The organism is Natrialba sp. SSL1 (genome assembly GCF_001861355.1).
Classification (GTDB): domain Archaea; phylum Halobacteriota; class Halobacteria; order Halobacteriales; family Natrialbaceae; genus Natrialba.
In genome coordinates this window covers 1-24,416 of the sequence record NZ_MASN01000029.1, presented here as the reverse complement: position 1 = coordinate 24,416, position 24,416 = coordinate 1, and the positions used below count along the sequence as shown (strand labels likewise).

At 63.5% G+C, this 24,416-nt stretch carries 17 protein-coding genes; 8 read left to right on the top strand and 9 right to left on the bottom strand.

Annotated features, from left to right (window positions below; genetic code table 11):
- On the top strand, nt 1-1,836 hold the full coding sequence (locus BBD46_RS07280; protein WP_071401069.1) for a Na(+)/H(+) antiporter subunit D: 1,836 nt from the start codon (nt 1-3) through the stop codon (nt 1,834-1,836).
- A gap of 158 nt (nt 1,837-1,994) precedes the next feature.
- Here BBD46_RS07280 and BBD46_RS07275 read toward each other — a convergent pair whose 3' ends face one another.
- From BBD46_RS07275 to BBD46_RS07265, 3 genes are all read right to left on the bottom strand, one after another.
- Nucleotides 1,995-3,272 (bottom strand): tyrosine-type recombinase/integrase, encoded by a 1,278-nt coding sequence (locus tag BBD46_RS07275; RefSeq protein ID WP_394326822.1) that lies wholly within the window; start codon nt 3,270-3,272, stop codon nt 1,995-1,997.
- A gap of 155 nt (nt 3,273-3,427) precedes the next feature.
- Nucleotides 3,428-5,041: an alkaline phosphatase family protein gene (locus BBD46_RS07270; RefSeq protein ID WP_071401068.1), complete on the bottom strand. Its 1,614-nt coding sequence runs from the start codon at nt 5,039-5,041 to the stop codon at nt 3,428-3,430.
- 167 nt (nt 5,042-5,208) lie between these two features.
- A complete protein-coding gene (locus BBD46_RS07265) occupies nt 5,209-6,219 on the bottom strand; it encodes a lipid II:glycine glycyltransferase FemX (RefSeq protein WP_071401067.1) in 1,011 nt (336 codons plus the stop codon).
- Nucleotides 6,220-6,535: 316 nt separating this feature from the next.
- Here BBD46_RS07265 and BBD46_RS07260 point away from each other — a divergent pair, with 316 nt between their 5' ends.
- Entirely contained in the window at nt 6,536-7,765 is a 1,230-nt protein-coding gene (locus BBD46_RS07260; protein WP_071401066.1) for a DUF1616 domain-containing protein, read from the top strand.
- 352 nt (nt 7,766-8,117) lie between these two features.
- Here the strand turns inward: BBD46_RS07260 and BBD46_RS07255 are convergent, their stop codons facing one another.
- A complete protein-coding gene (locus tag BBD46_RS07255) occupies nt 8,118-8,402 on the bottom strand; it encodes a hypothetical protein (RefSeq protein WP_071401065.1) in 285 nt (94 codons plus the stop codon).
- Nucleotides 8,403-8,568: 166 nt separating this feature from the next.
- On the opposite strand from BBD46_RS07255, the gene BBD46_RS07250 reads away from it, so the two are divergent.
- From BBD46_RS07250 to BBD46_RS07235, 4 genes are all read left to right on the top strand, one after another.
- Nucleotides 8,569-10,446 carry a DUF6541 family protein gene (locus tag BBD46_RS07250; RefSeq protein ID WP_071401064.1) on the top strand — a complete coding sequence of 626 codons (1,878 nt, stop codon included), beginning with the start codon at nt 8,569-8,571 and terminating at the stop codon, nt 10,444-10,446.
- A gap of 383 nt (nt 10,447-10,829) precedes the next feature.
- The gene (locus tag BBD46_RS07245) at nt 10,830-11,921 is read left to right on the top strand and encodes a Gfo/Idh/MocA family protein (RefSeq protein ID WP_071401063.1); all 1,092 of its coding nucleotides are present in this window, start codon (nt 10,830-10,832) and stop codon (nt 11,919-11,921) included.
- Nucleotides 11,922-11,946: 25 nt separating this feature from the next.
- Nucleotides 11,947-13,398: a flippase gene (locus tag BBD46_RS07240; RefSeq protein WP_071401062.1), complete on the top strand. Its 1,452-nt coding sequence runs from the start codon at nt 11,947-11,949 to the stop codon at nt 13,396-13,398.
- A gap of 583 nt (nt 13,399-13,981) precedes the next feature.
- Nucleotides 13,982-15,667, top strand: a complete 1,686-nt coding sequence (locus BBD46_RS07235; protein ID WP_071401061.1) for a hypothetical protein — start codon at nt 13,982-13,984, stop codon at nt 15,665-15,667.
- A 110-nt stretch (nt 15,668-15,777) separates the two neighbouring features.
- Here BBD46_RS07235 and BBD46_RS07230 read toward each other — a convergent pair whose 3' ends face one another.
- Nucleotides 15,778-17,013, bottom strand: a complete 1,236-nt coding sequence (locus BBD46_RS07230; RefSeq protein WP_071401214.1) for an ATP-grasp domain-containing protein — start codon at nt 17,011-17,013, stop codon at nt 15,778-15,780.
- Nucleotides 17,014-17,638: 625 nt separating this feature from the next.
- On the opposite strand from BBD46_RS07230, the gene BBD46_RS07225 reads away from it, so the two are divergent.
- A complete protein-coding gene (locus BBD46_RS07225; RefSeq protein WP_071401060.1) occupies nt 17,639-18,064 on the top strand; it encodes a hypothetical protein in 426 nt (141 codons plus the stop codon).
- A 68-nt stretch (nt 18,065-18,132) separates the two neighbouring features.
- On the opposite strand, the gene BBD46_RS07220 is transcribed toward BBD46_RS07225, so the two are convergent.
- The 3 genes from BBD46_RS07220 to BBD46_RS07210 form a co-directional block, all read right to left on the bottom strand.
- Nucleotides 18,133-19,152, bottom strand: coding sequence for a GNAT family N-acetyltransferase (locus BBD46_RS07220; RefSeq protein ID WP_071401059.1), 1,020 nt, complete (start codon nt 19,150-19,152; stop codon nt 18,133-18,135).
- Nucleotides 19,153-19,239: 87 nt separating this feature from the next.
- Nucleotides 19,240-20,520: a glycosyltransferase gene (locus BBD46_RS07215; RefSeq protein WP_071401058.1), complete on the bottom strand. Its 1,281-nt coding sequence runs from the start codon at nt 20,518-20,520 to the stop codon at nt 19,240-19,242.
- A complete protein-coding gene (locus BBD46_RS07210) occupies nt 20,517-21,953 on the bottom strand; it encodes an antibiotic ABC transporter permease (protein ID WP_071401057.1) in 1,437 nt (478 codons plus the stop codon). Before BBD46_RS07210 ends, BBD46_RS07215 begins: the two co-directional genes overlap by 4 nt.
- A 174-nt stretch (nt 21,954-22,127) precedes the next feature.
- Here BBD46_RS07210 and BBD46_RS07205 point away from each other — a divergent pair, with 174 nt between their 5' ends.
- A complete protein-coding gene (locus tag BBD46_RS07205; protein ID WP_071401056.1) occupies nt 22,128-23,279 on the top strand; it encodes a DUF354 domain-containing protein in 1,152 nt (383 codons plus the stop codon).
- A 188-nt stretch (nt 23,280-23,467) separates the two neighbouring features.
- On the opposite strand, the gene BBD46_RS07200 is transcribed toward BBD46_RS07205, so the two are convergent.
- A partial coding sequence (locus BBD46_RS07200) for an RNA-guided endonuclease InsQ/TnpB family protein (protein WP_071401055.1) occupies nt 23,468-24,416 on the bottom strand: 949 nt, incomplete at its 5' end.

Here is a 24,416-nt window from a genome sequence, read left to right as displayed (position 1 = left end):
ATGATCGACGCAACCTACGACATCCTGGCCTACGCGTATCCACCGCTGATCGTCTTCGCGGCCGCGCTGCTCGTGCTCGTCCTGCCGCGGCTCCTCGGCTTCGCGGTCGGCGCACTGAGCCTCGCCTCGGTCGTCGCAATTTCGCTGCTCGCCCCCGAAGGTGCCCACCTCACCCGCACCTTCCTCGGCTTCCAGGACATCCACCCGTTCCTCATCGACGACTTCACCCGGATGATGGGGATCGCGCTTGGCTTCCTCGGCACCTTCGCCGTCATCTACGCGTACTCGAGTGAGGCCTCGCGCAAACTGGCGGCCATCGCGCTGGCGTACGTCGCGAGCGCGCTCGGTGCGGCCTTTGCGGGCGACTGGCTCGTGCTGGTGTTCATGTGGGAGATCATGGCGCTGACGAGCACGCTGCTGGTCTGGCAGTACGGCGGCGACGCGGTCCGCGCGGGCTACCGCTACGCGCTGGCCCACGGTATCGGCGGGAGCCTGGTGCTGTTCGCGGTGATCGCACAGTACGCCGCCGTCGGCTCGTTCACCATGGTGACCGAGGCGGGAGAGACGGTCGGCTTCGCCGACGGCATCCCGCTCTTGCTCGCGGTGCTCGGCATCGGTGTGAACGTCGCCTTCGTCGGCTTCCACACCTGGCTGCCGGACACCTACCCGCGCCCGCACTTCGCCGCGTCGGTGTTCCTCGCGGCCTTCACGACGAAGACGAGCGCCTACGTGCTCTACCGCGCGATTCCGGAGGGGAACCTCCTGCTCGCGTACATGGGCGGGGCGATGGCCGTCTACGGCGTCGTCTTCGCGCTGCTCCAGCACGACATGCGCGCGCTGCTGTCCTATCACATCCAGGCACAGCTTGGCTACATGGTCGCGGGTATCGGAATCGGCTCCGCGATCGGGGTCGCCGGCGCGATGGGGCACCTGTTCAACAACGTGCTCTACAAGAGCCTGCTGTTCATGGCCGTCGGGGTCGTTATCTACCGAACCGGCGAGAACGACCTCTACAAGCTCGGTGGCCTCTGGCGTGAGATGCCACTGACTGCGATCGCCTTTGCCATCGGTGCGCTCTCGATTACCGCCGTGCCCGGCTTCAGCGGCTTCATCAGCAAGGGGATGGTGCTCGACGCGGCCGATCCGGCCTACTACGGCGCCGGCGAGTACCAGGCGCTGTACTGGCTGCTGTTCATCGGTGCGATCGGCACGTTCCTCTCGTTCATCAAGCTCGGCTACTACGTCTTCTTGCACGGCCCATCCGACTACACGGTCAAGGACTCGAGGACGGGCCAGACGGTCGCGATGTTCTCCGTCGGCGGTGCCTGTGTCCTGCTCGGACTGCCGGCGATCGGTTGGCCGGTCTTTGCCGACCTGTTGCCGCTGGTCGATGGGATCACAGTGACCGAACTCGATACGTCGCTGACCCCGTACAGCGCTGGCCACCTTGAGGATGCCCTCATCCTGATCGTCATCTCCGTCATCGGCTTCAAACTCATCCGTAAGCCGCTCTCGAAGATGGATTACTCCGATCCGGCGCTGATCGTGAACCCGACCGGCTACTACCTCGGCCGTGGCACGATGCTCGCGACTACCGACCTCTACGCTGCCGTCGACAACGCCGTCGTCAGCGGCGTCAAGCGCTGCTACTGGGCCGGCAACAACCCAGTGCTCGCCGTCGACGAAACCGCTCGCCGGCTCCCGATGGTCGACGTACCGGAACGCCAGCACGCTGACGGCGGTCGGCCGTCGACGATCCACCTCCGCGCCGGAATCGGGACGACGGTCCTACTGTTGACGATCATCCTCACAGTCATTATCTGGCTACTGGTGTAGTCGGCTCCCTCTGTACGGTTCTCTATCGAATTTCTAACACTCGCAGTTCTCGAACGACCACGTCTCGCGACGCGTCTCCTAGTCCTAAAACAGATCTCGGTGCACCGTCCGCCGTCGGCCGAATCTACTGGTATTGCTACTGGGACTGCTACTGCTTCCTATTCGGAGTCCGTCTGCCCACTGGATCGCGTGCTGTGAGAAAGTACGGTGATCTCGAGTGGCTCGTCAACTGGAACCGCGATCGAGCGCTCTCCGTTCGGCGTCCGCAGCGTCGGTCGCGACCGTGTCGCTTCGCGTCGCACGCGTTGACGGCTGGTGCTGGTATCGTCACCGTCGCCACCTGTTTCAGCACGAACGCCGCTGGGTGTCAGGTACTCGCCACCGACCTCGAGTCCCGCGTCCTCACAGAGGCGTTTCAGCACTGAGCGCGCACCTTCGGTCGTAATCGCCGGCGGCGCGATCGCGTGCTCGCGGGCGAGTTCGATCGCCGTCGCCTCGTCGAACAGCGCCTCGATCCCCGCGTCGTCGTATCCGCGATTAGCGAGCGCCTCGCGAACGCGGCGGGCGATCGACGGCGCGTGTCGCGTCGGAAACAGCGGCCAGTCGTTCGACGGCGGGTCGAGCACCACGCGGTACCGCCGCAGCGGCGTTCTCGCCGGCGCGAGCAGCGACACGTCCTCTAAGCGCTGGGACTTGCCGAGCACCCGAATCGTGCCCGTATAGAAGTCCACGTCGTCCCAGGTTGCCCCCGAGCGCCTGTCGTCCTCCGGCACTCGGAACAGCTCCGCACCGCGGACACTCGAGTGCGCGAGCAGCGCGACCATGGCGTACTCGCGGAGGCGGCTTCGCCGTTCGGTTGGTGTCGCATCGGCTGCTGAGAGGGCGCGTTCGCGGACGAAGGTCTCGAGGCGGCGGCGTTGTTCGAGGGTCCAGGCGTCGGTGTCCGTGTTGGTGTCGTCGTCCTCGTCCGTGCCGGCGCTCGCGCTTGGTAGCGCCGCTTCCGCGGGATCGGTTGCAGCGGGATTCGTCTCGAGGATGCCGCCACGGACGCACCACGAGAGAAAGGCCCGGACGACGGCGTAGTAGGTGTGGGCGCTCGAGGCGGTGTAGGCCCCGCGCTCGGTTTGCTCGCGGAGGTCGGCGGCGTACGCTCGCGCGTGAGTGGACTCGAGTGCGAACAGCGAGGTGAGCCCGAACTCGCGGTCGAGCCAGTCGGCGAAGCGGTGGAGAATGGATTCGGCGTTGGCGGCGTATGCGCCCGCGCCGGGGCCGTCGGGGTCGCCGACGGCCTTGCGTTGGAGGTAGGTGTCGATGGCGTCGGTGATGGTGACGTCTGTTCTGGTGTTGGCGTTGGCGTCGGCACTGGCATCGACGTCAGTGTCAGTATCAGTATTGGCGTCGGTCTCGGTGTTGACGCCGGCGTCGGAATCAGTCACGCCGTCCCACCTCGCGTTCGAAGCGACGAGAACGGCAGCCCAGACCACGGCCGGAACCGTCGCAGTGTCTCATTTGTTCGTCTCCTACTGCGTGCGCGCGACAAATCTGTGTTTCGGTGAGCACACCGCGGAAGAAATAGGGCTGTGTGGCGGGGCTACTCGAGATACCCAAGATCTGCGAGCCGCTGCTCGACGGCATCGTCGTCGGTCGCGACAGTATCTCCCTCGTCGCGACGGGCATAGTCTGTTGTTCCACTCGAGTCGAGACACGGGAGTACCTCACCGTCCATGCGCTCGTCCGCGGGCACGCCGAGGCTCGCCAGTACGGTCGGCGCGACGTCGAACAGGTGTGCGTCACCGACACCGGCCGCGCGGTCGACGCCCCCGCCCGCAACGGCGACCGTGCCCTCGAGTTTGTGGTTCCAGGGCTCGCTCGGCGGGCCGAACTGCTCGTCTCGCAGCGTTGCGGAGATGAAGTGCTCGAAGTCGGCGGGGATCGTGACGATGTCGACCGCGCGCTCGCTCTCGGGGCCGTGGAAGTAGTCCTCGCGCGGGCGGACCGCCTCGAAGACGGGGTCGCCGTCGGGCGTTCGCGCGGAGCGCAGGGCGTCGATGACCTGTGTCCGGACCGTTTCGTACTCCGCCTCCGGAACGACACCGTTCGGCTCGCGGCCCTCGACGTTGAGCCGGACGCCGAGTTCGATGCGCGAGCGGACGTACGCGCGTGAGTTCGGGAAGTCGACCTGCGTCGCACCCGCGCTAACGAGTCCAGTTGGCGCGTGGGCAGCCGCGAAGTCGGCGAGTCCGAGGCGTTCGAGGACGGCTTCGATGCGCTGGCTCGTGAGTCCGACGCCCGCGGCGGCGGCCATCGCGCGCTCGGAGAGGCCCTGCTCGCGCTGGGTCGTCTCCTCGCCGGCCTTGAGCGAGTCGTCGCGGACCGTCGCCCAGGTCGGCATCCCCTCGCCGCCGTCCGTGGTCTCGACGTGGCCCTCGCGGCGGAGGAATTCGTTCACCCGGAACTCGTGGCCCTCGTAGGGACCCATGCCGTGATCGCTCGCGACGATCACGGTGTCCGGGTCGTGGGTCTCGAGAATATCGGCAAGCTGGCGGTCGACTTCCCGATAGATCTCGCGGATCGCTGCGTCGTTTTCGGGCTCCTTGTGGAAGATCGAATCCGTCGCCTGGAACTCGAGGAAGCCGAACTCGGGGTCGAACCGGTCGGCCAGGTACTGGAAGGCCTCGCCGCGCATGCGGACGCAGTCGGCGTACGCGCCGCCCAGATCGTCGGCGTCCTCGTCGGGGTAGACGCGATACTCGCCGATCGACTCGCGGACGTCCTCGAGTAGCCCCTCGGGATGGCAGGCTGGATTCTCCGGGGCGGTGTAGCCGGGGATCACCGCGCCGTCGAACTCGCGGGGCGGGTGAGTGACCGGCACGTTGACGACGACGCTCGTGAGTCCCTGTTCGGAGAGAAGTTCCCACAGGGCGGGTTCGCGAACGTCGCTGGCGTTGACCACGTCCCAGTCGTAGCCATCGAAGGAGAGAAAGCCGAAGACACCGTGCTTGCCGGGATTTTTGCCGGTGTAGAGCGACGGCCAGGCACTGGCCGTCCACGGCGGGATCTGGGACTCGAGTGGTCCGTTCGCGCCGTCCTCGTAGATCGATTCGAGCGTCGGGAGGTCGCCAGCATCGAACAGTGGCTCCAGAATGCGGTCGCAGGCCGCGTCGATCCCGACGAGCAGGGTCTGCAGCGACGAATCGTCGTTCATCGAGTGGAAGTGCCCGGTCTCGACCTTTCGTTATGTGTGCGGTTACCCGGATTTGGCGGCTGGCCCACCATCGATCGAATCAGCGTTATTCACGAGTACACAACAGTCAGCCAGTGCAAAACGGTGGGTAACTGGGACCTACCGCAGTTTGTTGCGGGTTCGCTGTGTCACTTCACCGAGTCGTACAACGACGCCACCGTCTTCATCCCCCACGAGCCGTACTCCAGGCTGTAGTACGTCTCGAGTTCCGGATTGAACTTCGCCTTGTAGCGGTTGATCCGGCGCGTATCCGCACCCACGAGATCGTACGTTTCGAGGCCGCGTTCCATCCCGTCTTCCATAATCGCCCAGTCCAGTAGATCGTTCGTCGGCACGTCGACATCCGCATCCGTCCGGACACCGCCCATCCAGCGACCCGTTCTATCGCCGTACTCGAGTGCCAGAATTCCGCCGACGAACTCCCCGTCGACGCGCAGGGTGTAGGGCCGAACGGCACCGGTCGCCGTTTGATCGGCGAGATCCTGGACGAACTCGAGTGGGACGCCGAAGCTGATATCCTGTGATTCGTAGCGGTTTTTCACTTGCTCGTGGATGAGGGCAATCTCCTCAGAGTCCCCGACGGTGACCTCGTACTCGTCCTCGTCGGTATTCGTGATATTGCTCCGCGCGTCGCTACTGAAGGACATGAGGAGGTCATCGCGCTCGCGCGTGAGGTCGACCGCGTAGGTGTACTCCGGCGTCGCGTCGAACTCGTTCCACTTGAACGGCCGTGCGTCCTCGACACCTGTGCTGGTTCGGATGTGTGCGTATCGCGGCGAGAGTTCGGATTGGATCCACTCGAGACAGCGGTCCATGAAGCGCTGGCGGCGACGCTCGCGCTTTCGCTGTTTGAGCTTCCCCATGTTCAGAAACGCCGGGCCGAGGTAGGGGACGCGGATGTGTGGCGGCGGCGAGAAGACGGTCGTCACGAACTGTTTTTTGAGTTCGAACACCGGAAAGAGACCGACCGGCTCCTGGCCTTTGAAGCCGATCAGCGGGTGTAGCGTCGACCCGGAGTGCTCGGCCTGTACGTCGAGCGCCTCGAGTTCGTGACACAGCGTTCCCTGTGGTGAGCGCCGGACGTGGTCGTTCCAGCGCTCGCGGTCGTCTTCCGTGGCGACGCGAACGTCGATACTCATCGTCCACAGCCACCTCCGAGCAATTTGGAGGCGAGAAGACACGGTCTGGGGACGGGCGAACCGTCACCGCGTTGGGCGTCTGCGTCGGCGTCTGGAGTTGCACTCCTGTCCATACCGTGGATCCCACCCGCTGTGCACTTTGTAAGCGACCTGTTTCCGTACTCGAGTCCCCCGCCTCACTGTGCTTCGATTTCACCGAGATGGGCCAGCGTCGTGGCTTCGTCCGGGACCGTTGGCAATTGTCGAGAATCGCCCGAGGGTCGCACGTACCGCGACGGCTACCGAATCCGGACAGTCGGTTACGCGACTAGTAACAATGTCAGAACCAGTCGAGTGGTGGATAACTGACGCATACATGAAAGAGATTCTGGATCTGGACACACAGCCGTTCGCGACCGTCGGGCGGGGAACGAGGGCGGTGGCTCGGCTCCCGGCTGATCTGGTTGGCATCGCCGGCGTCGCCGTCGTTTCGGTACTCCTCCTGGTCATCGTCGATGTCTCGTCACCCTTCCTGCGCGCCGCCGTCGGCTTCCCGCTGTTGTTCGTTGCACCCGGCTACGCCGCCGTCTCCGTGCTGTTCCCACGGGAGAGCCCGCCATCGGAAACGGTCACAACGCCGCTGTTCGGCCAGACGCTTCCCGTGAGCGGCGTCGAGCGCGCTGCGCTCGCGTTCGGTCTGAGTGTCGCCCTCCTCCCGCTGTTCGGGATCGGTATCGCGCTCACTCCGTACACGTTCTCCCAGACAACCGTCGTCGGCCTCATCAGCGGCTTCGTGCTCGTCTGTGCCTTCCTCGCTGGTTTTCGACGCATTCGAATCCCCGAACAGAACCGCTACGAGTTCAGTTTCGGTCGCGCGTACGACACCGTCCACGCGGCGCTGTTCGGCACCAACTCGGCGGTGCACACCGCAGTCAACCTCATCCTCGTCGCGAGCATGCTCATCGCCCTCTCGAGCGTCGGCTACGCACTCGTCTCGCCACAGGACGGCGAACAGTACACCGAACTCCAACTGCTCACCGAGGACGACGACGGCGAACTGGTTGCCACTGACTACGAGACGACAACCACTCCGAACGACTCCGTCTCGCTGGCGATCAACCTCGAGAATCAGGAACAGTCCGAGCAAACCTACACCGCGGTCGTCCAGGAGCAGTGGGTCGACGACGGCGAGGTCTTAGACCGGATCGAACACGACCGACTCGAGTACACCCTCGCGGACGGCGAGTCGACCCAGGATGCAGTGTCGATGACGCCGGAGGCAGAGAGCGGCACGGTCCGTGTAGCGGTGTTGCTGTACGACGAGTCGGTGCCGGAGTCGCCGTCGCTCGAGAACGCGGATCGGTCGACGTATCTGTGGGTGACTGTCGGCGATGGTGGTGAAGTGGCTGGTGATGCAGGCGCAGATGGAGATGGAGGTGACTCGGAGGCGGACGATGGCGAGGCTGAAGATGAAGACGAGGATGATGATGGTGGAGATGAGGAAGATGATGAAGACGAGGGTGACGATGACGACGGCGAGGATGACGACGGCGAGGATGACGACTAACCGTACCTGCTACAGCTCTTTCTCCATCCCACTCGAGACCCGATCCGAATCGGACGTGGTTCGCACGTAGTCGTGCCCGACTCGGGCGAACTGATCGATTCGAGCCACTCGAGTCCTCGAGTAGGCTCATTCACAGTGCGACTGGAGTGCGACTACTGGAGTACGGGATCTCGGTGCGGGAATCACAGCGACAGGACGCAACCGGTGGTCGTCCGAGCCGGTCTGTGCGATTCTGCACCGGCGATTGCTCGTCCAGGGAAGCGACCGCCGGCAAAACGTCACGTCGATCCGTCTGTGAGTGGTGGAGAGAACGCGGGAGGAGTGAGAGAAAACGCAGACGACGAGCAGTGGCTCACTCGCGACGCAGCGGGACGACGTCGAACGCGATCCCGGCGAGTAGGAAACCGAACAGTCCGATCGCGATGCCGAGCGCGCCGCCTGCCGGTGAGCCGGCGGTGACGAGTCCTCGAGTGCCGACGCCGATGAAGAGTAACGAGAACCCGAGGAGGGCCACGGTTCCGATCGTATCGTACAGTGCGTCTCTGGTTCCGTGCCGCACGTCGGCTGTACTGTCGTGCTGGGACTCTGGTGCTGGCTCGGATGAGTCGGACGAGTGAGACGGGGTACTGGGGACCATTGTCGCTGACAGTTCGTCTTGTTTCCTCTTTAAATTTGGCTGTCCCGTTATGGCGACGCCGGCTGTGACTTGCCGTTCGGTCCACCGGTCTCGGTACTCGTTGACTTACTGGTCGCAACCGGTGAATAACAAGGATAGCTACGGGATAACGTCGCGCCAGCTCCGAATGTCTCCCCAGTCAGCCGTCACCGAAGAACCGTTCCGAAAACTCGCCCTCGCGGTTGGCTTCCTCGCGGTCGCTGTCAGCGCCTTTCTCGCCCACGGTGCGCCCGCTACCGGGTACGAGCTCTCGCTATACACGATGACCCCCGGCCGCGTCTGGGCCGGACTGCTCGTCGCCATGGCAATCGCGCTCGCTATCGCGTTCATCCCACCGTCGTCGGTAACCGGTGGGACGAGGGCAGGGACGGAACCAGATAGCCAGACCAACACCCGGCTGTTCACCAGCCGGCCGCTCGCGGTCGTCCTCGGAGGGCTCACGATGATCGTCTTTGCCGGACTACCACTGATCCGCGGCTATCGGTTCTTCGGTAATCACGACGCGCTCACACACCTCGGCTGGGCACGAGCGATGGCCGACGGGACCATCGTTCCGTTCGATCTGTACTATCCCGGTATCCACACCGTGACCGCGATGATCAACGCCGCAGTCGGCATTCCACTCGAGCAGTCGTTGCTCCTCGCTATCCTCGCCACGATGATCGTCTTCTGGATCTTCGTTCCGCTCTGTGCCGGAACGATCGTCTCGAATCGCCGCGCGGTCGTAATCGCCGCGTTCTCGTCGTTCCTCCTCCTGCCGATCACGACGATTTCGATGTATATGACGGCCCACGCGATGTCCCAGGCGGTTCTGTTCTCGGCACTGCTGTTCTTCCTCTTCGCGAAGTACCTCCGCGCCGACCGCTCGCTCGCGACGGTGTCCGCCGTCGGCACCGCCTTCGCCCTCGTTTCCATCGCGACGGTCGTCTACCACCCGCAGCTGGTCGCACACCTGATCGTCGTCTTCCTCGGCATCTCGCTGGTGCAGTTTCTGGCACGTCGGATCGCCTCGCAGGGGCGGATCGCGAACCAGACGCCGATGTACGGCCAGGCGCTGTTCCTGGTCGCGCTGTTTCTCGTCTGGACATCGAATCACGGCTTCTTCAGCGGGATGATCGACCATTTCCTGAGCGCGGCTGTCGACTTTATTCTCAGAGATGGCGGCGGAGCCGGTGATACAGTCGCGATGCAGGGTGCCTCGCTCGGCGCGCTCGGAAGCGGCCTCGGTGAGATTTTTGTCAAGCTATTCACCGTCCATCTCCTCTTTACGCTGCTCGCCGCGGGACTTATCCTGGCTGCTATCGGCGCACGAAACTCCGAGTGGCTCGCCCGAATTCGACCGGAGACGCTGTACTTTGCCGTCGCACTGGTGGGACTGGGGCCGCTGTTCGTCGTTTACTTCCTGGCACCCGGCTCGACGATGTACTTCCGCGTCTTCGGGCTGATGATGGTCTTCGTGACGCTGCTCGGTGCGATCGCGATCGACGGGCTGACGGGCCGCTTTTCGGGACGGTGGCGGGAGTCGCGGTTCGTCCCCTCGGGCCGGCCGCTGCTCGCCGTCGGCTTCGCGCTCCTCCTGTTGCTGTCGCTCGTGGCGGTCTTCCCCTCGCCGTACACGTACAACCCATCGCCACACGTCAGCGACCAGCAGATGAGCGGCTACGAGACCGCCTTCGACACGCAAGCCGACGAGGTCGATATCGTCGGCCTGCGAAACGGACCGAATCGGTTCGACGACGCGATTCACGGCAACGACGAACGGATGCGTCTCCACTTCGACGTGCCCGAATCGGCGTTTGGCTCCGGGCTCGTCGACGAGTACGACGACGACCGCTATCTCCTGGTGAGTCAGTACGACTACGACCGCGAGGTGCACGCCTACGGGGAACTCCGCCACAGCGACGGCGACTTCAGTGCACTCGAGAACGAACCCGGTGTGAACCGTATTCACACGAACGGCGAGTTCGATCGTTACTACATCGATGCCAGCATGAGCGACGCCTGATTCCAGTAGCTATCGTTCACCGGCGTCGTCGATACCGTCTGCGCGTGCGACTGTTTCCTGCTTCTCGCTCTCACCCCGACTGTTCTCGGTTCCATTGTCCTCGCTCCTACTCGACTGTTCTCGATCCCACTGTCCTCGTTCTCGTCCACTTTCTGGCGCTATTGCTATCGCCAGAGAACTGTCCGCTTCAGTCGACCGAACCGTGTGACGACTGCCCGTCCGTACCCCCGCACAACCACCAGCTACCATCGTCTCGCCACGCGGAAGGGAGCCGTTGCCGACGCGTGATCGGGTTCAGTAGCGCGCGGTATCACCGGAATCTCAGCGCGAAATCGGTAACAGATCTATAACAATAGCACTCTGTGTTCGTCTTTCGGAGGAGAATGACAGTCAAAACGGCAGTAGTCGGTGCCGGCACAGTCTCGGAGGTTCATCTCTCGGGAATCGACAAGAACCCACGGACGGAACTCGTCGGCATCTGCGACCTCGACATCGACCGGGCGCGCGAGGCGGCTTCCCGGTACGACATCACGCCCTACGGCGACATCGACGACCTCCTCGCCGAGGAGTCGCTCGACTGGCTCCACATCTGCACCTCGGTCCAGAGCCACCTCCCGCTGGCCAAGCGCGCGATCGACGCCGGCGTTCCGCTGCTGATCGAGAAGCCGGTCACCGAAACCGTCGCGGAACTCGAGGAGCTCGAAGCCTACGCCGACGAGCACGACGTCCCGGTCTCGCCGGTCCACCAGCACAACTTCGACCCAGTGATGCGAACCGCTCGTCGGATGATCCACGCCGGCGAACTCGGTGAGATCCGCGGCGTCGACCTGATCTACACGGGGCTGTCGACCCCGGACGAGGCGAACCGCGGCACCTGGGTCTTCGACCTCCCTGGCGGCGAGTTCGAGGAGGGACTCCCCCACCCGATCTACTCTGCGCTCAGAGTCAGCGGCTTCCCGAAGAGCGAGGAGTCCATCTCGAGTATCACTCGGCTCGTCGGCGACTACGACGACGAGTTCGCCTACGACTCCGCCCAGTTGCAGTACGTCACCGAAGACGACGTGCTCTGCAGCCTGAAGATGCTCTCGAGTTCGAAGCCGCGTCACGAGATCTACGTCCACGGCACCGAGAAGTCGATCCAGCTCGATATGGTCCTGCAGACGATTCAGACCGTCGACGAGGAGTACCACCTCTCCTCGATCAAGAAGGGCAAGCAGGCGATCACCCGCTCGGCCGGCTACCTCTCCGGGCTGCTCTCGAACGCCAAACTCGTCGCCGACGGCCAGCTCAACGACGACTGGGAGACGGCAATCAAGATGAACGCCCACTACGCCCAGTTCGACCGAACCGCCCGCGCCATCGAGGCCGGCACCGAGATGCCGGTCTCGCTCGAGTCCTCGAAGTGGACGATCCGACTGATCGAGGCGCTCCGGGACTCGAGTACCACCACCGCTGAGGCACCGGCGACAATCTAAGGCGGCGCAGTTTGGTTCGTTCTGAATGAAACAACAGATTATTCGCGGCTTCAGGGCGACGCTGGTCGCCGAAATCGTCCGGACGATTGCGAAGGGCGTGCTCATGGTGTCGCTCGCGAGCCTGTTTCTGACGCCCGACGAGTACGGCCTGCTCTTTCTGGCTATCTCGGTCTTCAGCGCCTCGCTGCTGTTCAGCCGCCTCGGAATCCCTCGGTCAACGGCACGGTATCTCGCGGAGTTTCGGGAAACGAATCCCGGGCAAGTTCCCTACATCATCCGAGATTCGCTCACATTCCTGACCGCAGTGATGCTGACTGTCTCGATCCTGATCGCGGTGTTTCACCAACAACTGGCGACGCTGTTCGGCGAGAGCGAGCTGGCACCGCTGCTGGCGCTTGGCGTCGTCTACATCAGTTGCTGGACGATCAACTCCTACGTCCACACGATCTTCCAGGGGTTCAATCGCATCCCCTGGAGTGCGCGCGTAACGATCCTCACGAACGTCACGACCCTGGTTGCGGTCCTCGTGTTCCTCGTCGCCGGCTTCGGCGTCATCGGCGCGCTCACCGGCTACGTCCTCGGTTACGTACTCGGTGCCGTCTACGGGCTCACCCTGCTGTATCGGTTGCTCGGCGAGTTCGACGCCGCCGACGAACGCGAGCCAGGCCTGCGACGGCGGTTACTCGAGTACAGCCTGCCGCTGACCGTTTCGGACGGCGCGAACGTGGTCTACAAGCAGGTGGACACGCTGCTCATCGGTGTCTTCCTCACGCCGGCAGCGGTTGGCTATTACGTGCTCGCGAAGCAGATTTCCGACTTCGTCATCGCGCCCGCGAGTTCGCTCGGATTCACCGTCTCGCCTTCCTACGGCGAGTACAAGGCAAACGGGGAACTCGAGAAGGCCGCTGACGTCTACGAGACGACGTTCAAACACAGCGTGCTGTTCTACATCCCCGCTGCGGCGGGGCTGATCGTCGTCGCCGAGCCGCTGGTGCAGTACGTCTTCGGACCGGCGTACCTGGAGGCGGTGCTCGTCATCCAGATCTTCGCGTTCTTCATCGTCTTTCAGGCGATCGACAAGATCACCAACGACGCGCTCGACTACCTCGGCCGTGCGAAACACCGGGCAATTTCGAAGGGTGTGACCGGCGGCTTCAACTTCGGACTGAATCTGCTGTTGATCCCAACGATCGGCATTGCCGGCGCGGCGATCTCGACGGTCGTCAGTTACGGCATCATGATCGCGGTGAACATCTACCTCATCCGGTCCGAACTTCCGATCTCGTTGCCGTCCCTCGGACAGTCCGTGGTCGCGGTTTCGGGAATTGCACTCTGTATGGCCGCCGTCGTCGCGGTCGCGCTGCCATTAGTCTCGAATCTGGTGTCGCTGCTCGCGCTCGTCGCGGTTGGCGTCCTCGTCTGGGCGACTATTTCGGTGACGAGCGGGATGCTCGACGTGCAGAACGTGCTCTCGTGAGTTGCTTCCATCGCTTTTTCTCTCGGCTTCATCCGGGCGCTTGCCCTCGTCTTCGTCCTCGCCCGCCCCCTCGTTCTCGCGGTCCTCCTCGCGTCCCTTCCCACTCCGTTCAGGTTTTCGTCCAGTTTGTCGTGACGGGACGGCAGTGTGGAGCCACGAATCGACCAGACCACTGCGCCACGTTAGTCAGACGGGACTGACTCCATCTTATTGACCTCTCGCTGCCCGCCGAGTGCGCGTGCGGGTACTCGAGTACCGAGGTTCGAGAGACCGGTCGAAATTGGGCACTATCTGTTTCCGCTGGGGATTAGCGAGGGTAACGTACAGGGTTTCGTATTTATCTGAAAACACTACTATCTTGATCTCGTGAATGCGTTCGATTTCGAAGGCAGGGAGTGAGCAATTCGGGGGACTCACGTAGCCCGAGAGCGGGTAGGCTGATAACCGATATGTTTTCCATAAAATCTAATGAATGGACATTCATTGTATTCTATATATTATATCACGATAACTTGACTGTATCCTCCGACTAAATTAGGATAAACGGAAAGTTTATGATCCTGACTTCAAAACTCCTGACTGTATGGCACGCGATACGGTATTGGATGGCGACGGATCTAGCGATCAAAAACCAGCAGACGGCGTTTCAGCCGGTAATGACAGCCTACTTGGTCGGCGCGGCTACCTCGGCCTCGTCGGCTCGGCGGCAGCAGCTGTCACGATGTCCGGGGTCGGCGCGGCCGCCGAGGACTACGACGTGATCGAAGTTGGCGCAGGCCAGACCGAGACGGTTCACCTGAGCGACGGTGAATCCTTCTCGAACGTCCTGATCGACATCACGGCATCGAACGCGAAGTTCCACATTCGTGCGATTGCCGACAACTGGGAGATTCGCAACGTCGGTTTCCGCGGCAACTGGGATAGTACTGCCAAAGAAGACGCGATTATCTGCCAGGTGAACAGCCCGAACGCGAGTGGACTGATCGAGAACGTCTACTTCATGGGTAGCGAGAACGACAACACCTATCCCGGGATCACCGGCATCAACGTGGCCAACGGCCACGCCGGCGACCTCGAAATTCGGAACGTCAACATTCAGAACTGCCCGGACAACTCGATCTACGCCAGCAACCCTGGTGACTCCTCGCGACACCCAAGTGGTGCAGGCGGCGGCGGTCCCGTCGTCATCAAGGACTCGTACGCGCGCAACTCCCGCGCGGCCGGCTTCCGCGTCGGTACCGACGGCTCGATCGTCGAGAACTGTGTCGTGGTCGACTGTGACAAGGGCTTCTGGGGCTACTACGAGCACACGGCGGTCAAAGACTGCGACATCTCCGGCTCGCCACACGCAGACGTCCGCTGTGGTGCACCCGACTGGCAGAAGGGCCAGAACGCCGAAGTGACGGTCACGAACACCCGCTACGGAACCGACGACAATCGCGGTGCTGCAATCCACGGCTCGTCGTCCGGAACCCCACAGCGGACCGAGCCGAGCGAGGTCGAGGGCGTTCCACTGAGCGCCGAGGAAGCCGCATCCGGCTCGTCGGGGTCAGGACGGCCAGATGACGGCAGCGACGAGGATGACGAGGACGAATCGGGAGATGAGGAGCCGGCTGACGGCCACCTTCTCTCATTCGTCACCGAACCCGACGCCCGATACGCTGGCTACGAGTTCACCGCCGACGGGTCGGTCGGGTTCGCAGAAGCGCCCGACCCAACGCCGTCTGGCGGCCGCATCGAAGGCGGCACCTACACCTCCGAGGACTTCGTCGAGGAGACCGACGACGGCTGGCACGCTGGCGGTGTAACCGGCGGCGGCCACGGTGACGCGTTCCGTGTCGATGGAACGATCACGTCGATCGAGATCGGCCAGCCCGACGTGATGTGGGTCGAACTCGACGGCGAACGTCTCGAGCCGGACGAGATCATCGAACAGACCGGCGGTGAGCCGGACGATGATGATTCGGACGAGGGTGACGACGGTGACGAGCCTGACGAGCCGGACGAACCAGATGAACCATCGGACGACCTCACGAACGTCATCGTCATCGACGCCTGTGGTGTCAGCAGCGAAACCACGTTCTCGTTCGACGTTACCGGCGACGTCCGACACACGCCGTACCTGGGCTCCCAGAGCGGTTCCATCTCAGGTTCGACCGTCTCCGGAACGATCGCCAACGCCTGTGACGCCTACGAGTTCAGCGGCGACATCGAGAACTTCCGTCTCGCAGGCAACGCGAACGTCTCCGTCGAGTACGACGCGCTGTAGCGATACCGCCGTCGGACTGAGCGGTTGGTCAACTGGCCAGTCGATCACGGTCACTTCGACCGCGGCTATTGGGGTCGACCCTTTCCGGGACGTGACCACGACGAGACACGCTACTTGACTGACTCCTTCTCTTTGTAGTACTGATACGCGTTCCGCAGGTCGCGAACGAACGGCCGCGGATCGTCGAGGCTCGCGTAATCGAACCGCGTCTCGCGACCGATCGACGACAGAATTTCCGAGAGCGATTCCGTGAACGAGGGTTTCTCCGCCAGTTCCACGTCGTCGAACAGGATCGAGTACAGGTAGAGCAGTTCTCCGCGCAGCAGGTGGCCGGCGATGTCCGCCTGGTAGCTGTGCTCGATCGCCTCGCGTTCTCCGGTCGCGAGCTGCCAGTAGTAGTACGGAAAGTCCGCGCCCGCCTGCACCGAAAACGGCAACGACGACCAGAACCGCGGATTGATCTCCATTAGTTTGAACTCGCCGTCCTCGTCCCGCAGGAACTCGACCATCGCCAGCCCGTGCCAGTCGAGGTGTCCCAGTAGATCTCGGCCAGCCTCCTCGAGTGCCGGGATGCGAACGGACTCCCGGTAGGAACTCGCGCCGCCGGCGTAGCTGTAGCCACGAATCTGGCGGTGCTGGAACGTGGCGACCGGCTCGCCGTGGTCGTAGAGCGCGAAGAAGCCGTACTCGTCGGTGACGGGAACGTACTCCTGAAGCAGCGGCTGATGACCCATCTCCCGCGTGAGCGCGTCGATATCCGGCTCGGCACCGGGGCGGAGATACTCGGTTTTCGGCGGGTCGACGTACTGCTCCGGGCTGTAGTCGTCGACGTACTCGTCGGCGAGCACGGCGTATCGGGCCTTGACGATCCACTCTTGACTCCACGGTCGGTCGGCGTCCGAACCAAAATCAGGATCGGACTCGAGTACCCCTGTCTCTGGAACACCCACGCCGGCCTCTTCGGCCGCGTCGAAGAGACGGATTCGGTCCTGTGCGCTGGCGAGGGTGTCCATGTCGGGCCAGGGGGTGGCGACGTGGTCGGCGAACTCGGATTTGTACTTCGCGAGTACGTAGACGTCGACGTCCCGGACGGGAATAATCGTCTGCACGTCGGAGCGGGTCGCGACGGAGAGCAGCGCGTCCTTGTAGGCGACCAGATCCTCGTGGGGGTCCGGAACTGGGACGGCCTCGTCGCAGTACTTCGAGCGCAGAGCCGGTGCGGTTTCGTCCTCCGCAACGACGATGGTTCGGATGTCGCGCCGTCCGAGGGTCCGAAGGCAGGCGACGCTACTTGGGGCGGTGATCGCCGGGACGACGACGGAGTGGGTCCACGGCTCACCGCTCATGTTGGTCACCTGCTCCGTTCGATCGTCCGCGTTTTTGTCCACGTCCGCGGTCTCGTTCTCGTCCGCGCCCGCGTCCGTGCCTTCGCCGTCCCCCATCGTCGACTGCGGTCTGTCGTCGGGAAATGGTGGGTGTCGGTGTGGGAATGGAAGTGGGAGTGAGAGTGGTGGAAGGACGGGTACTCGAGTTCCACCGTGTGGGAAGGAGGGAGAACATGCCTGTTCTCGTGTGGGTGTTGCTGTGGTTGTGGCTGTGAGTGTGACTGTGGCTGCCGATACCGATGCGCGTCTGCACCGCCACGGGGAGATCGATCACCGCTGAAAGCGTCCGCTGTCCCGCGCCGAAGAGAGCCATGATCCAACCCACAGAATCCCGAACGTTAGTTAAGAGTAGTGTACGTCGACGAATGTGCCGCTTGTGTGCTGTCAGCGACACCGATACACTCCCGGTTCGCCGAACAGTGGCTGAACGCGGTGCGTGGTACGTCGTATATGGTCCCGCACACGAACAGGGGTTGCCGTCGCGTAAGTAGTTCTTACCGGGCTCTCGCGGGACCACAGCCGTTCTCAGCCACTGCCGAAACAACTATCCACCAGACATATATGGAAACCACGTGACGTTTCCGCTATGGTCTCGCTGCTGTCCCCGCCTGCGACTGTCGCCGACCAGCGCCAGAACGGGTGCCTGCTGATCAGTGCCGGCCTCGCGCTCGCGCTCGTGTTCACCGCCTACAACGTCTACAGCGGTGACCCCTGGCTATTGCTCGGCGGCGTGTACGTCGTCGCCGGCGTGATGATCGGGGTCGGCTGGCTGGCGATCAGAGAGGCCCGGAGCAGCTCCGACGCCGAAATCGAGCGAAAACAGGGCCGATACTACCGGGCCGGCTATTACGCCTTCGTAAGCATGCTACTTGTAGCCACGGTCAACGGAGTCTTCGAAGTCGTCGCCGCGACCGACCCCTGGACGTATCTCTGGGTCGGACTGGTCGTCTACTTCGGAGCCCTCGTGGTCGTTGGTCGTAGCCAGGAGCAGGGACCGCCAGCGCCGCAGTAACGGACTCAGTGAGTGTGACGGAGCAGCAACAGGACGACAATTCAACACCGAATTTTACTCTTTCTCCCTCACTTCAGCGACCCAGCAACCCGCTCGTACGCCGACTTCGCGAGCGTCATCTCGAGTCCGGCCGACTCCACGGTGTAGTACGGCCGAAGCTCGCCGTTGAACTTGCCCTTGTACTCACAGAGACGCTCCGTGTTCGCCCCGACCAGATCGTAGCCCGTGATGGACTCGAGTGCCGGCTCCGTGACGATGTCCTCCAGGATCACCCGGTGGAGGCAGTTGTTGACGCTCACGTGGTCGTAGGAGGCGGTGACCCCGCCCTGCCAGTAGTACGCCAGATCGTTCGAGAACAGCGTGATGATGCCGCTCTTGTACTCGCCGTCGGGCGTTCGCGCCACGTACACCCGCCAGCGGTCGTCGTCCAGACTCGAGAGGAGATCACGCAGGAAGGGACGGGACATCGGCGCGGTGTCGTCGTACTCCTCGTACTGCGCCACTACGTCGTCGTAGACCCGCAGCGCCGAATCGACCCCCTCCGTTTCGATCGAGAGGTCGAGCTCGTCGTACCGGCGCATCTCGTTTCGCAGGCTCTTGCTGAAGCCCGCCATCGCGTCCTCGACGTCCGCACAGTCCTCGAGGTCGACCACGTAGGTGAACGACGGCTCGGCCGCGAGGTCGTTCCAGACGTAGGGTCGCGGGTCGGCGTACTCGAGTGGACAGGTCATGCGGAACAGCGTCGAGCGCCGGTCGGTTTCGAGGTCCTCGAGGACGCCCTCGGCGAGCGCGGCGTTGATGCGCTCCCACTTGCGCTGCTTGGGGCTGTTGGGGTTGATGATCGGGCCGAGTCGCGGGACGCCGAGTCCCGGCGGCGGCGAGAAGATCGTGCGCCCGACTGGCTTGTCGTCGACGAAAACAGGGAGCAGGCCGACGACCTGTTGGCCTTTGAACGCGCCGTACAGCCGCAACTCGCTGTCCGCGTGGGCGTCGAGGACGGCGAGCGCGTCGGGGTCGTGAAAGACGTCGAAGCCGCGGGCGGGGAGGGCGTCGTCCCACGCCGCGAGGTCGAGTCGTTCGATGTCCATGTAGGTCAGCGTGTGATGACTGACGGTTTTGTTACCACGTCGTTACCCTGGCGTAGCGGGTCCGATCCCGATCGTTTGGGCGATGGGCTAGTGACTCGAACTCGAGTGGTGCTGTGTCCCGGCCATCGAAGCCAGTATCCGTGCCCAATCCGTGCTGGCTCGTGACATCGAGAACGACTCTCGGACCTCGGTCGCCGCACTCGCGTGCGAACGGCGCAGTTCGTCTTTCTCAAGGAGGCGTTCCATCGCCGCGGCGACCGTCTCCGGCTGTCGGTCCGGGACGATGATCCCGTTCTCGCCGTCCGCAACGGCGTCCGGAATCGAGCCGACGCGAGGCACGACCGGCGCGAGTCCGGTCGCCATCGCTTCGAGCAAGACGAGCGGCAGCGCGTCGCGCTCGGAGGTGAGCACGAACGCCCGCGAGCGGCGGTAGTAGTCGATCGGGTCGTCGACCCAGCCCGCGAGTTCGATGGTGTCCTCGAGTCCCCGCGCCCGAATGTGCGCTGCGACCTCGTCGTGAAGTGCACCGTCGCCGACCATGACCGCGGTGTACTCGGAATTCTGTCGGCGGGACTCGAGTACGTCCATCGCCGCGACGAATCGGTGGGGATCTTTTTCGGGGCCGAAGCGGCCGACCCAGGCGAAGTCATAGTCGTAGTCGGTGGCGTCCTGGTCGTCGGGAGCGGAATCGTCGTCGACAGTATCGGCCGCTTCGGGCCTGTAGGTATCGACGTCGATCGGATTCGTCAGCCGGGCGATTCGCTCGGCGGGGACGCCACAGCGTTCGAGTCGGGCCGCGTGGTCGGAGCCGGGAACCGATACGACGTCGAAGCGTCTGAACAGCCAGCGGACGAGCGGGCCGTACCGCTGGGTCGCGTGGTGGTCGAGGTCGATACCGATGATGCCGAGGTGGGCCGGCAGCCCGAAGATGGCCTTCAGCCCGAGTGCGTAGCAGCCGTAGGGAAACAGCGAAATGGAGGCGACCGCGTCGTACTCGTTCCGGCGGGCCTCGAACAGTGCGACGACGAAGAGCAAGACGACGCGCAGGAGCCGCGGTCCGACCTGGGGAACGGTGATATTTCGGGCCGCGTCGACGCCTTCGACGGGGGCGAGCGAGACGAGCGTCGTCTCCCCCGCCACGTCTGCGAGCGGGCCGTAGTGGCGCTCGTTCTTGTGCGCGAGGCCGGTGATGGCGAGCACCCGCTGGGTTTTGGCGACGCTGCGGGCGTGGTTCGAGTCCTCCGTCGGATGCGGGTCTCCGTCTGCTGGTGATTCTGCTCCCGTCGTTGTCTCCGTTCGGTCGCCATCGGCACCGGCATCGACATCGGCACCGTCGTCGTCGCCACCGTCCCGCGTTCGGAGGCTCATGACTGGGAGTCAGTCTCGTCTCCACAGTCGCTCGGAGTCCCATCCGGTGGTCGCCCGCCGTCGGTCGTCGGCTGCGCCAGCGCCTGGGCCTCCGCCTCCGTCTCGGTCGCACTCGACTCCATCGAGTTCACCACCGTACTCGCGTTAGTGTCCGCATCGGCCACCGCCAGCAGGAACTCCGACATCGCGTAGGCCATCCAGCCCTGACACCAGCGCATCAGCGTCACCCGCTTCGTGTGATGGCGGTACTTCCGGTAGTAGTATCGCCCTTCCTCACCCTCAACCTGCAGATTCGCGAGCACCCAGCGCAGGATTCGCTCCGCCAACTCGAGTTCCCCTTCCTTCGTGAACACGAGTATTCCCTGCGTGCTCGCGTGGATATCGCGCGGGTAGGCGTTCTCCTCGTCGAAGTTCGGCGCGCCGTCGAGGTCGAACAGGTCCTCGCGGTAGAACTCGAGTGCGGTGTCGAGGGTGTCGGCGTAGCGGTCGCTCCCGAGCACGTCGCGGTAGTGCTGGAAGGCTTCGATGACGAAGCCGTTGTGGTGGCTGTCCATCGAGAGGTGGGAGGCGGAGGCTGGGAGGCGGTAGGGCCAGCCGCCGATGTCGGTCTGGGCCGTGGCGATATGGTCGAGGATCTTCGTCGCGCGTTCGCGGTACTCCTCGTCGCCGAAGTAGTCGTAGAGGTCGACGAGCATGTGAGCGCCGATGGCGGCCGCGTTGACGGTGTAGGAGTCATCGGGGTGGTTCATGTGGTAGTCTACCTTCGCGCCGGTCTCGACCTCCCGATAGTTCAGGTCCTCAACGAGGAAATCGACGGCGGTGCGGGCGAGTTCGGCGTACTCCTCGGCGTCGTCGTCGGTGCGGGCGGCCTGGAGGAACGCCCTGACGGCGTAGGCGGTCGAGACGATGTCGGGATCGCTCGGCACGCCCTTGGTGTGGAGGTGCTGGATCGGGTGGCGGTGGCCGCCGCAGAAACCGCTGTAGTCCGTGATCCGTTCGTCGACGAGCCAATCGACGAGCCGGTCAGCCTCGCCTTCGGGGTCGAACGGCAGGTCCGCGACGCCGCGATCTGCGATGTCCTGGGCGGCCAACTGCTGATAGTTCCGGTTGGCCATCGCGAACAGCGCCGCGCCCTTGTAGTTGCGCTTGCACTCGACGCGGAACAGCGGCCGCACGTCGATGGGCGTGCGCTTGACCGTCTCCTGAACGACGAGATTCAGCACGCGGTTCTCGAACGGCAGCGCCTGAAGGAGCTGGCTACTCAAGCCGTCGCCGTAATCCGGGCCGATATAGTCGTGTCGGCGCGCGTACGCGAGCGTCGCATCCAGTACGGGTTCGTACTGCTCGACGGTCTCCGCAGCTGTCGCACCCAGCTCGACTCGCCCGCCGGTCTCGGTCACGCCGCCAGTGTCGGGAAATCCTTGCGACTGCATCTACTCGAGGCTCCCCACTGCGTCCCATTATTATACGCTCGCTACCCGCTGTACCGGCGACACGGCAAGCGGGTAGTCAGAACCAGTCGTCCACGATGACGCTCGTCCGAACTGGTATGTGGGAGATAACAAACCCTGCTGGCGGGGCACCGACCCTCGGGAGACATCGCTTTCATGAAATTCCTGTTCTTCACCAATACGCCGGCGCACGTCCATCTATACAAACACGCCGTTCGTGACCTTCGAGCGCGTGGCCACGACGTTCGCATCCTCGCTCGCGAGTACACCTGCACCGTCGACCTACTCGAGTGGCACGACCTGCCCTACGAGGTGTACGGTGCCTGCGGGACGACGAAGGGATCACTCGTAAGCCGTCTGCCGGCTCACTACGTGCGGGCGATTCGGCTGGCACGGCGGTTCGATCCGGATCTGATCTTCGGGATGGGCGGCTATGCGGCCCATACGGGTGCCGTCCTGCGGACTCCAACGGTGTTGCTGATCGACTCCGAGCCGGCGGCGTTCGATCACGCGATTTCGACGCCGTTCGCCCGGACCGTTCTGACACCGAACACCTTCCGCAAGGATCTGGGCGAGCACCACTACGTCTTCGAGGGGCTCAAGGAGTGTGCGTACCTCCATCCGAACGTCTACGAGCCGAATCCCGACGTTCGAGATGCACTCGACCTCGGGGCGGACGAGCCGTTCGCTCTTCTTCGGCTCAACGCCTTCGGCTCCCAGCACGACGTCGGCAAGCGGGGAATTACGGGAACCGAGCGCCGACAGATCATCGAGCAGTTGGCCGAAGAGGCGACGGTGCTCGTCTCGGATGAGGGCGACACCGCCAACCTCGAGGGACTGCCCGCCCGCTCGTTCGATCTGCATCCGGCGCTGCTCCACGACGCGCTTTCGGCGGCCGACCTGCTCGTCGCCGACACGCAGACGATGGTTACCGAGGCTGCCCTCCTCGGCACGCCCGCGATCCGCTCGAACTCCTTCGTCGGCGAGGACGATATGGGGAATTTCGTCGAACTCGAGAAGCGCGGCCTCATCCGAAACGTTGCCTCGCCGGACGGGATCTGTGACGAGATCGAAGCGCTGCTCGGTGACGGCGCGACCGGCGATGGCGCGGGCGGAGCCGACACGACTGTCGACGATCCCCACCAACGCCGCCGTGACGAGTTCCTCGCGGACACGGTTCCCCTCTCAGATCTCATCGTCGACGTGGCACTCGCCGAAGGCGCTGTCGACGAACTCGAGTCGGTTCGGCAGTTCGGCCAGCACGCTCGTCCGGAGCAACCGGAGTCGATGGGCGTGGGAAGCGACTGATCACAATACCAGTTCACCGGTGGGTAGCTGCTCTTCTCAGGTGAGTGCTGGTCCGGAAGCTATCGTCCTGGTGATCCCCTCGGTTCAAGCCCCGAGGTATTCTCCGTCCACTCTGTGACTTCCTCCCCACCCTACTCGCTCACGGCTTGCGCCGTTCGCTCCTTGAGGGTAGCGTGAGACCAAAGGTCTCACGGACCATGCGAACGGGCGCTTCGCGCCCGTAAGCAGATGGGGCTTCCTGTTTCCACGACGCGCTTTGCAGGAACCGAATCGGTCCCCGTAGGGAGCGCAGTCTCCGCAGGCGTTCGAAAATCGTCTGCCGATTTTCGCAGCCCATCAGAATCTTTCGATTCTGAGGACGTTGATTCGGGACAGCCCGCCCCTACTTCCTTCAGGCCGCGTACCAAGATGTTGTAGGCCGCGTTCCAGTCTCTGTCCGCCGTGAACCCACACGATGGGCAGGAGTGTTCGCGGACCCACAGCGGCTTGTCGGTCTCGACACCACAGGCCGCACATTCTTTGGTCGTCCCGGTCGGATCGACAGCTACGAAGTGGGTGCCTTCGCGTTCGCACTTGTACTCGAGCATTCGGAGGAAAGTCCCCCACGCCGCCCCGGCACGGTTGTGGCTGTTCGACGGGAGTTCCATCAACCCCTTGGCGTCGAGATCTTCGACGGCTACGAGGTCGTACTCTCGAGCGTAGTAGTTCGAGAGCTTGTGTAAGAAGTCCTGCCGCTTCCGTTGCAGGTCGGCGTGGCGTTTGGCGACGGTACGCTGTTGCTTGCGGTAGTTCGCGGAACCGTGTTCTTTGCGTGAGAGTTTCCGTTGCTCGCGTTCCAGCCGGTCGCGTTCGTCGGACAGGTCGGGTCGTTCGACTGCGGTGCCGTCGGTGTCGTGAGCGTACTTCAGGATTCCCACGTCGATCCCGACACAGTCCTCGAGTTTCTTGGGCTTCGGCGGCGCGTCGTCCTCGGTTTCGATCCCGAGCACGGCGAACCATTCGCCGGTCGGCTCCTGCTTGACGACGACCTCTTTGATCGTGGCATCGTCGGGAACGTCGCGGTGGTAGACCATTGGAATATCGCCGATTTTGGAAAGAGAAAGCACAGTTCGGCCACTCGTGTTTTTGAGTTCGAAG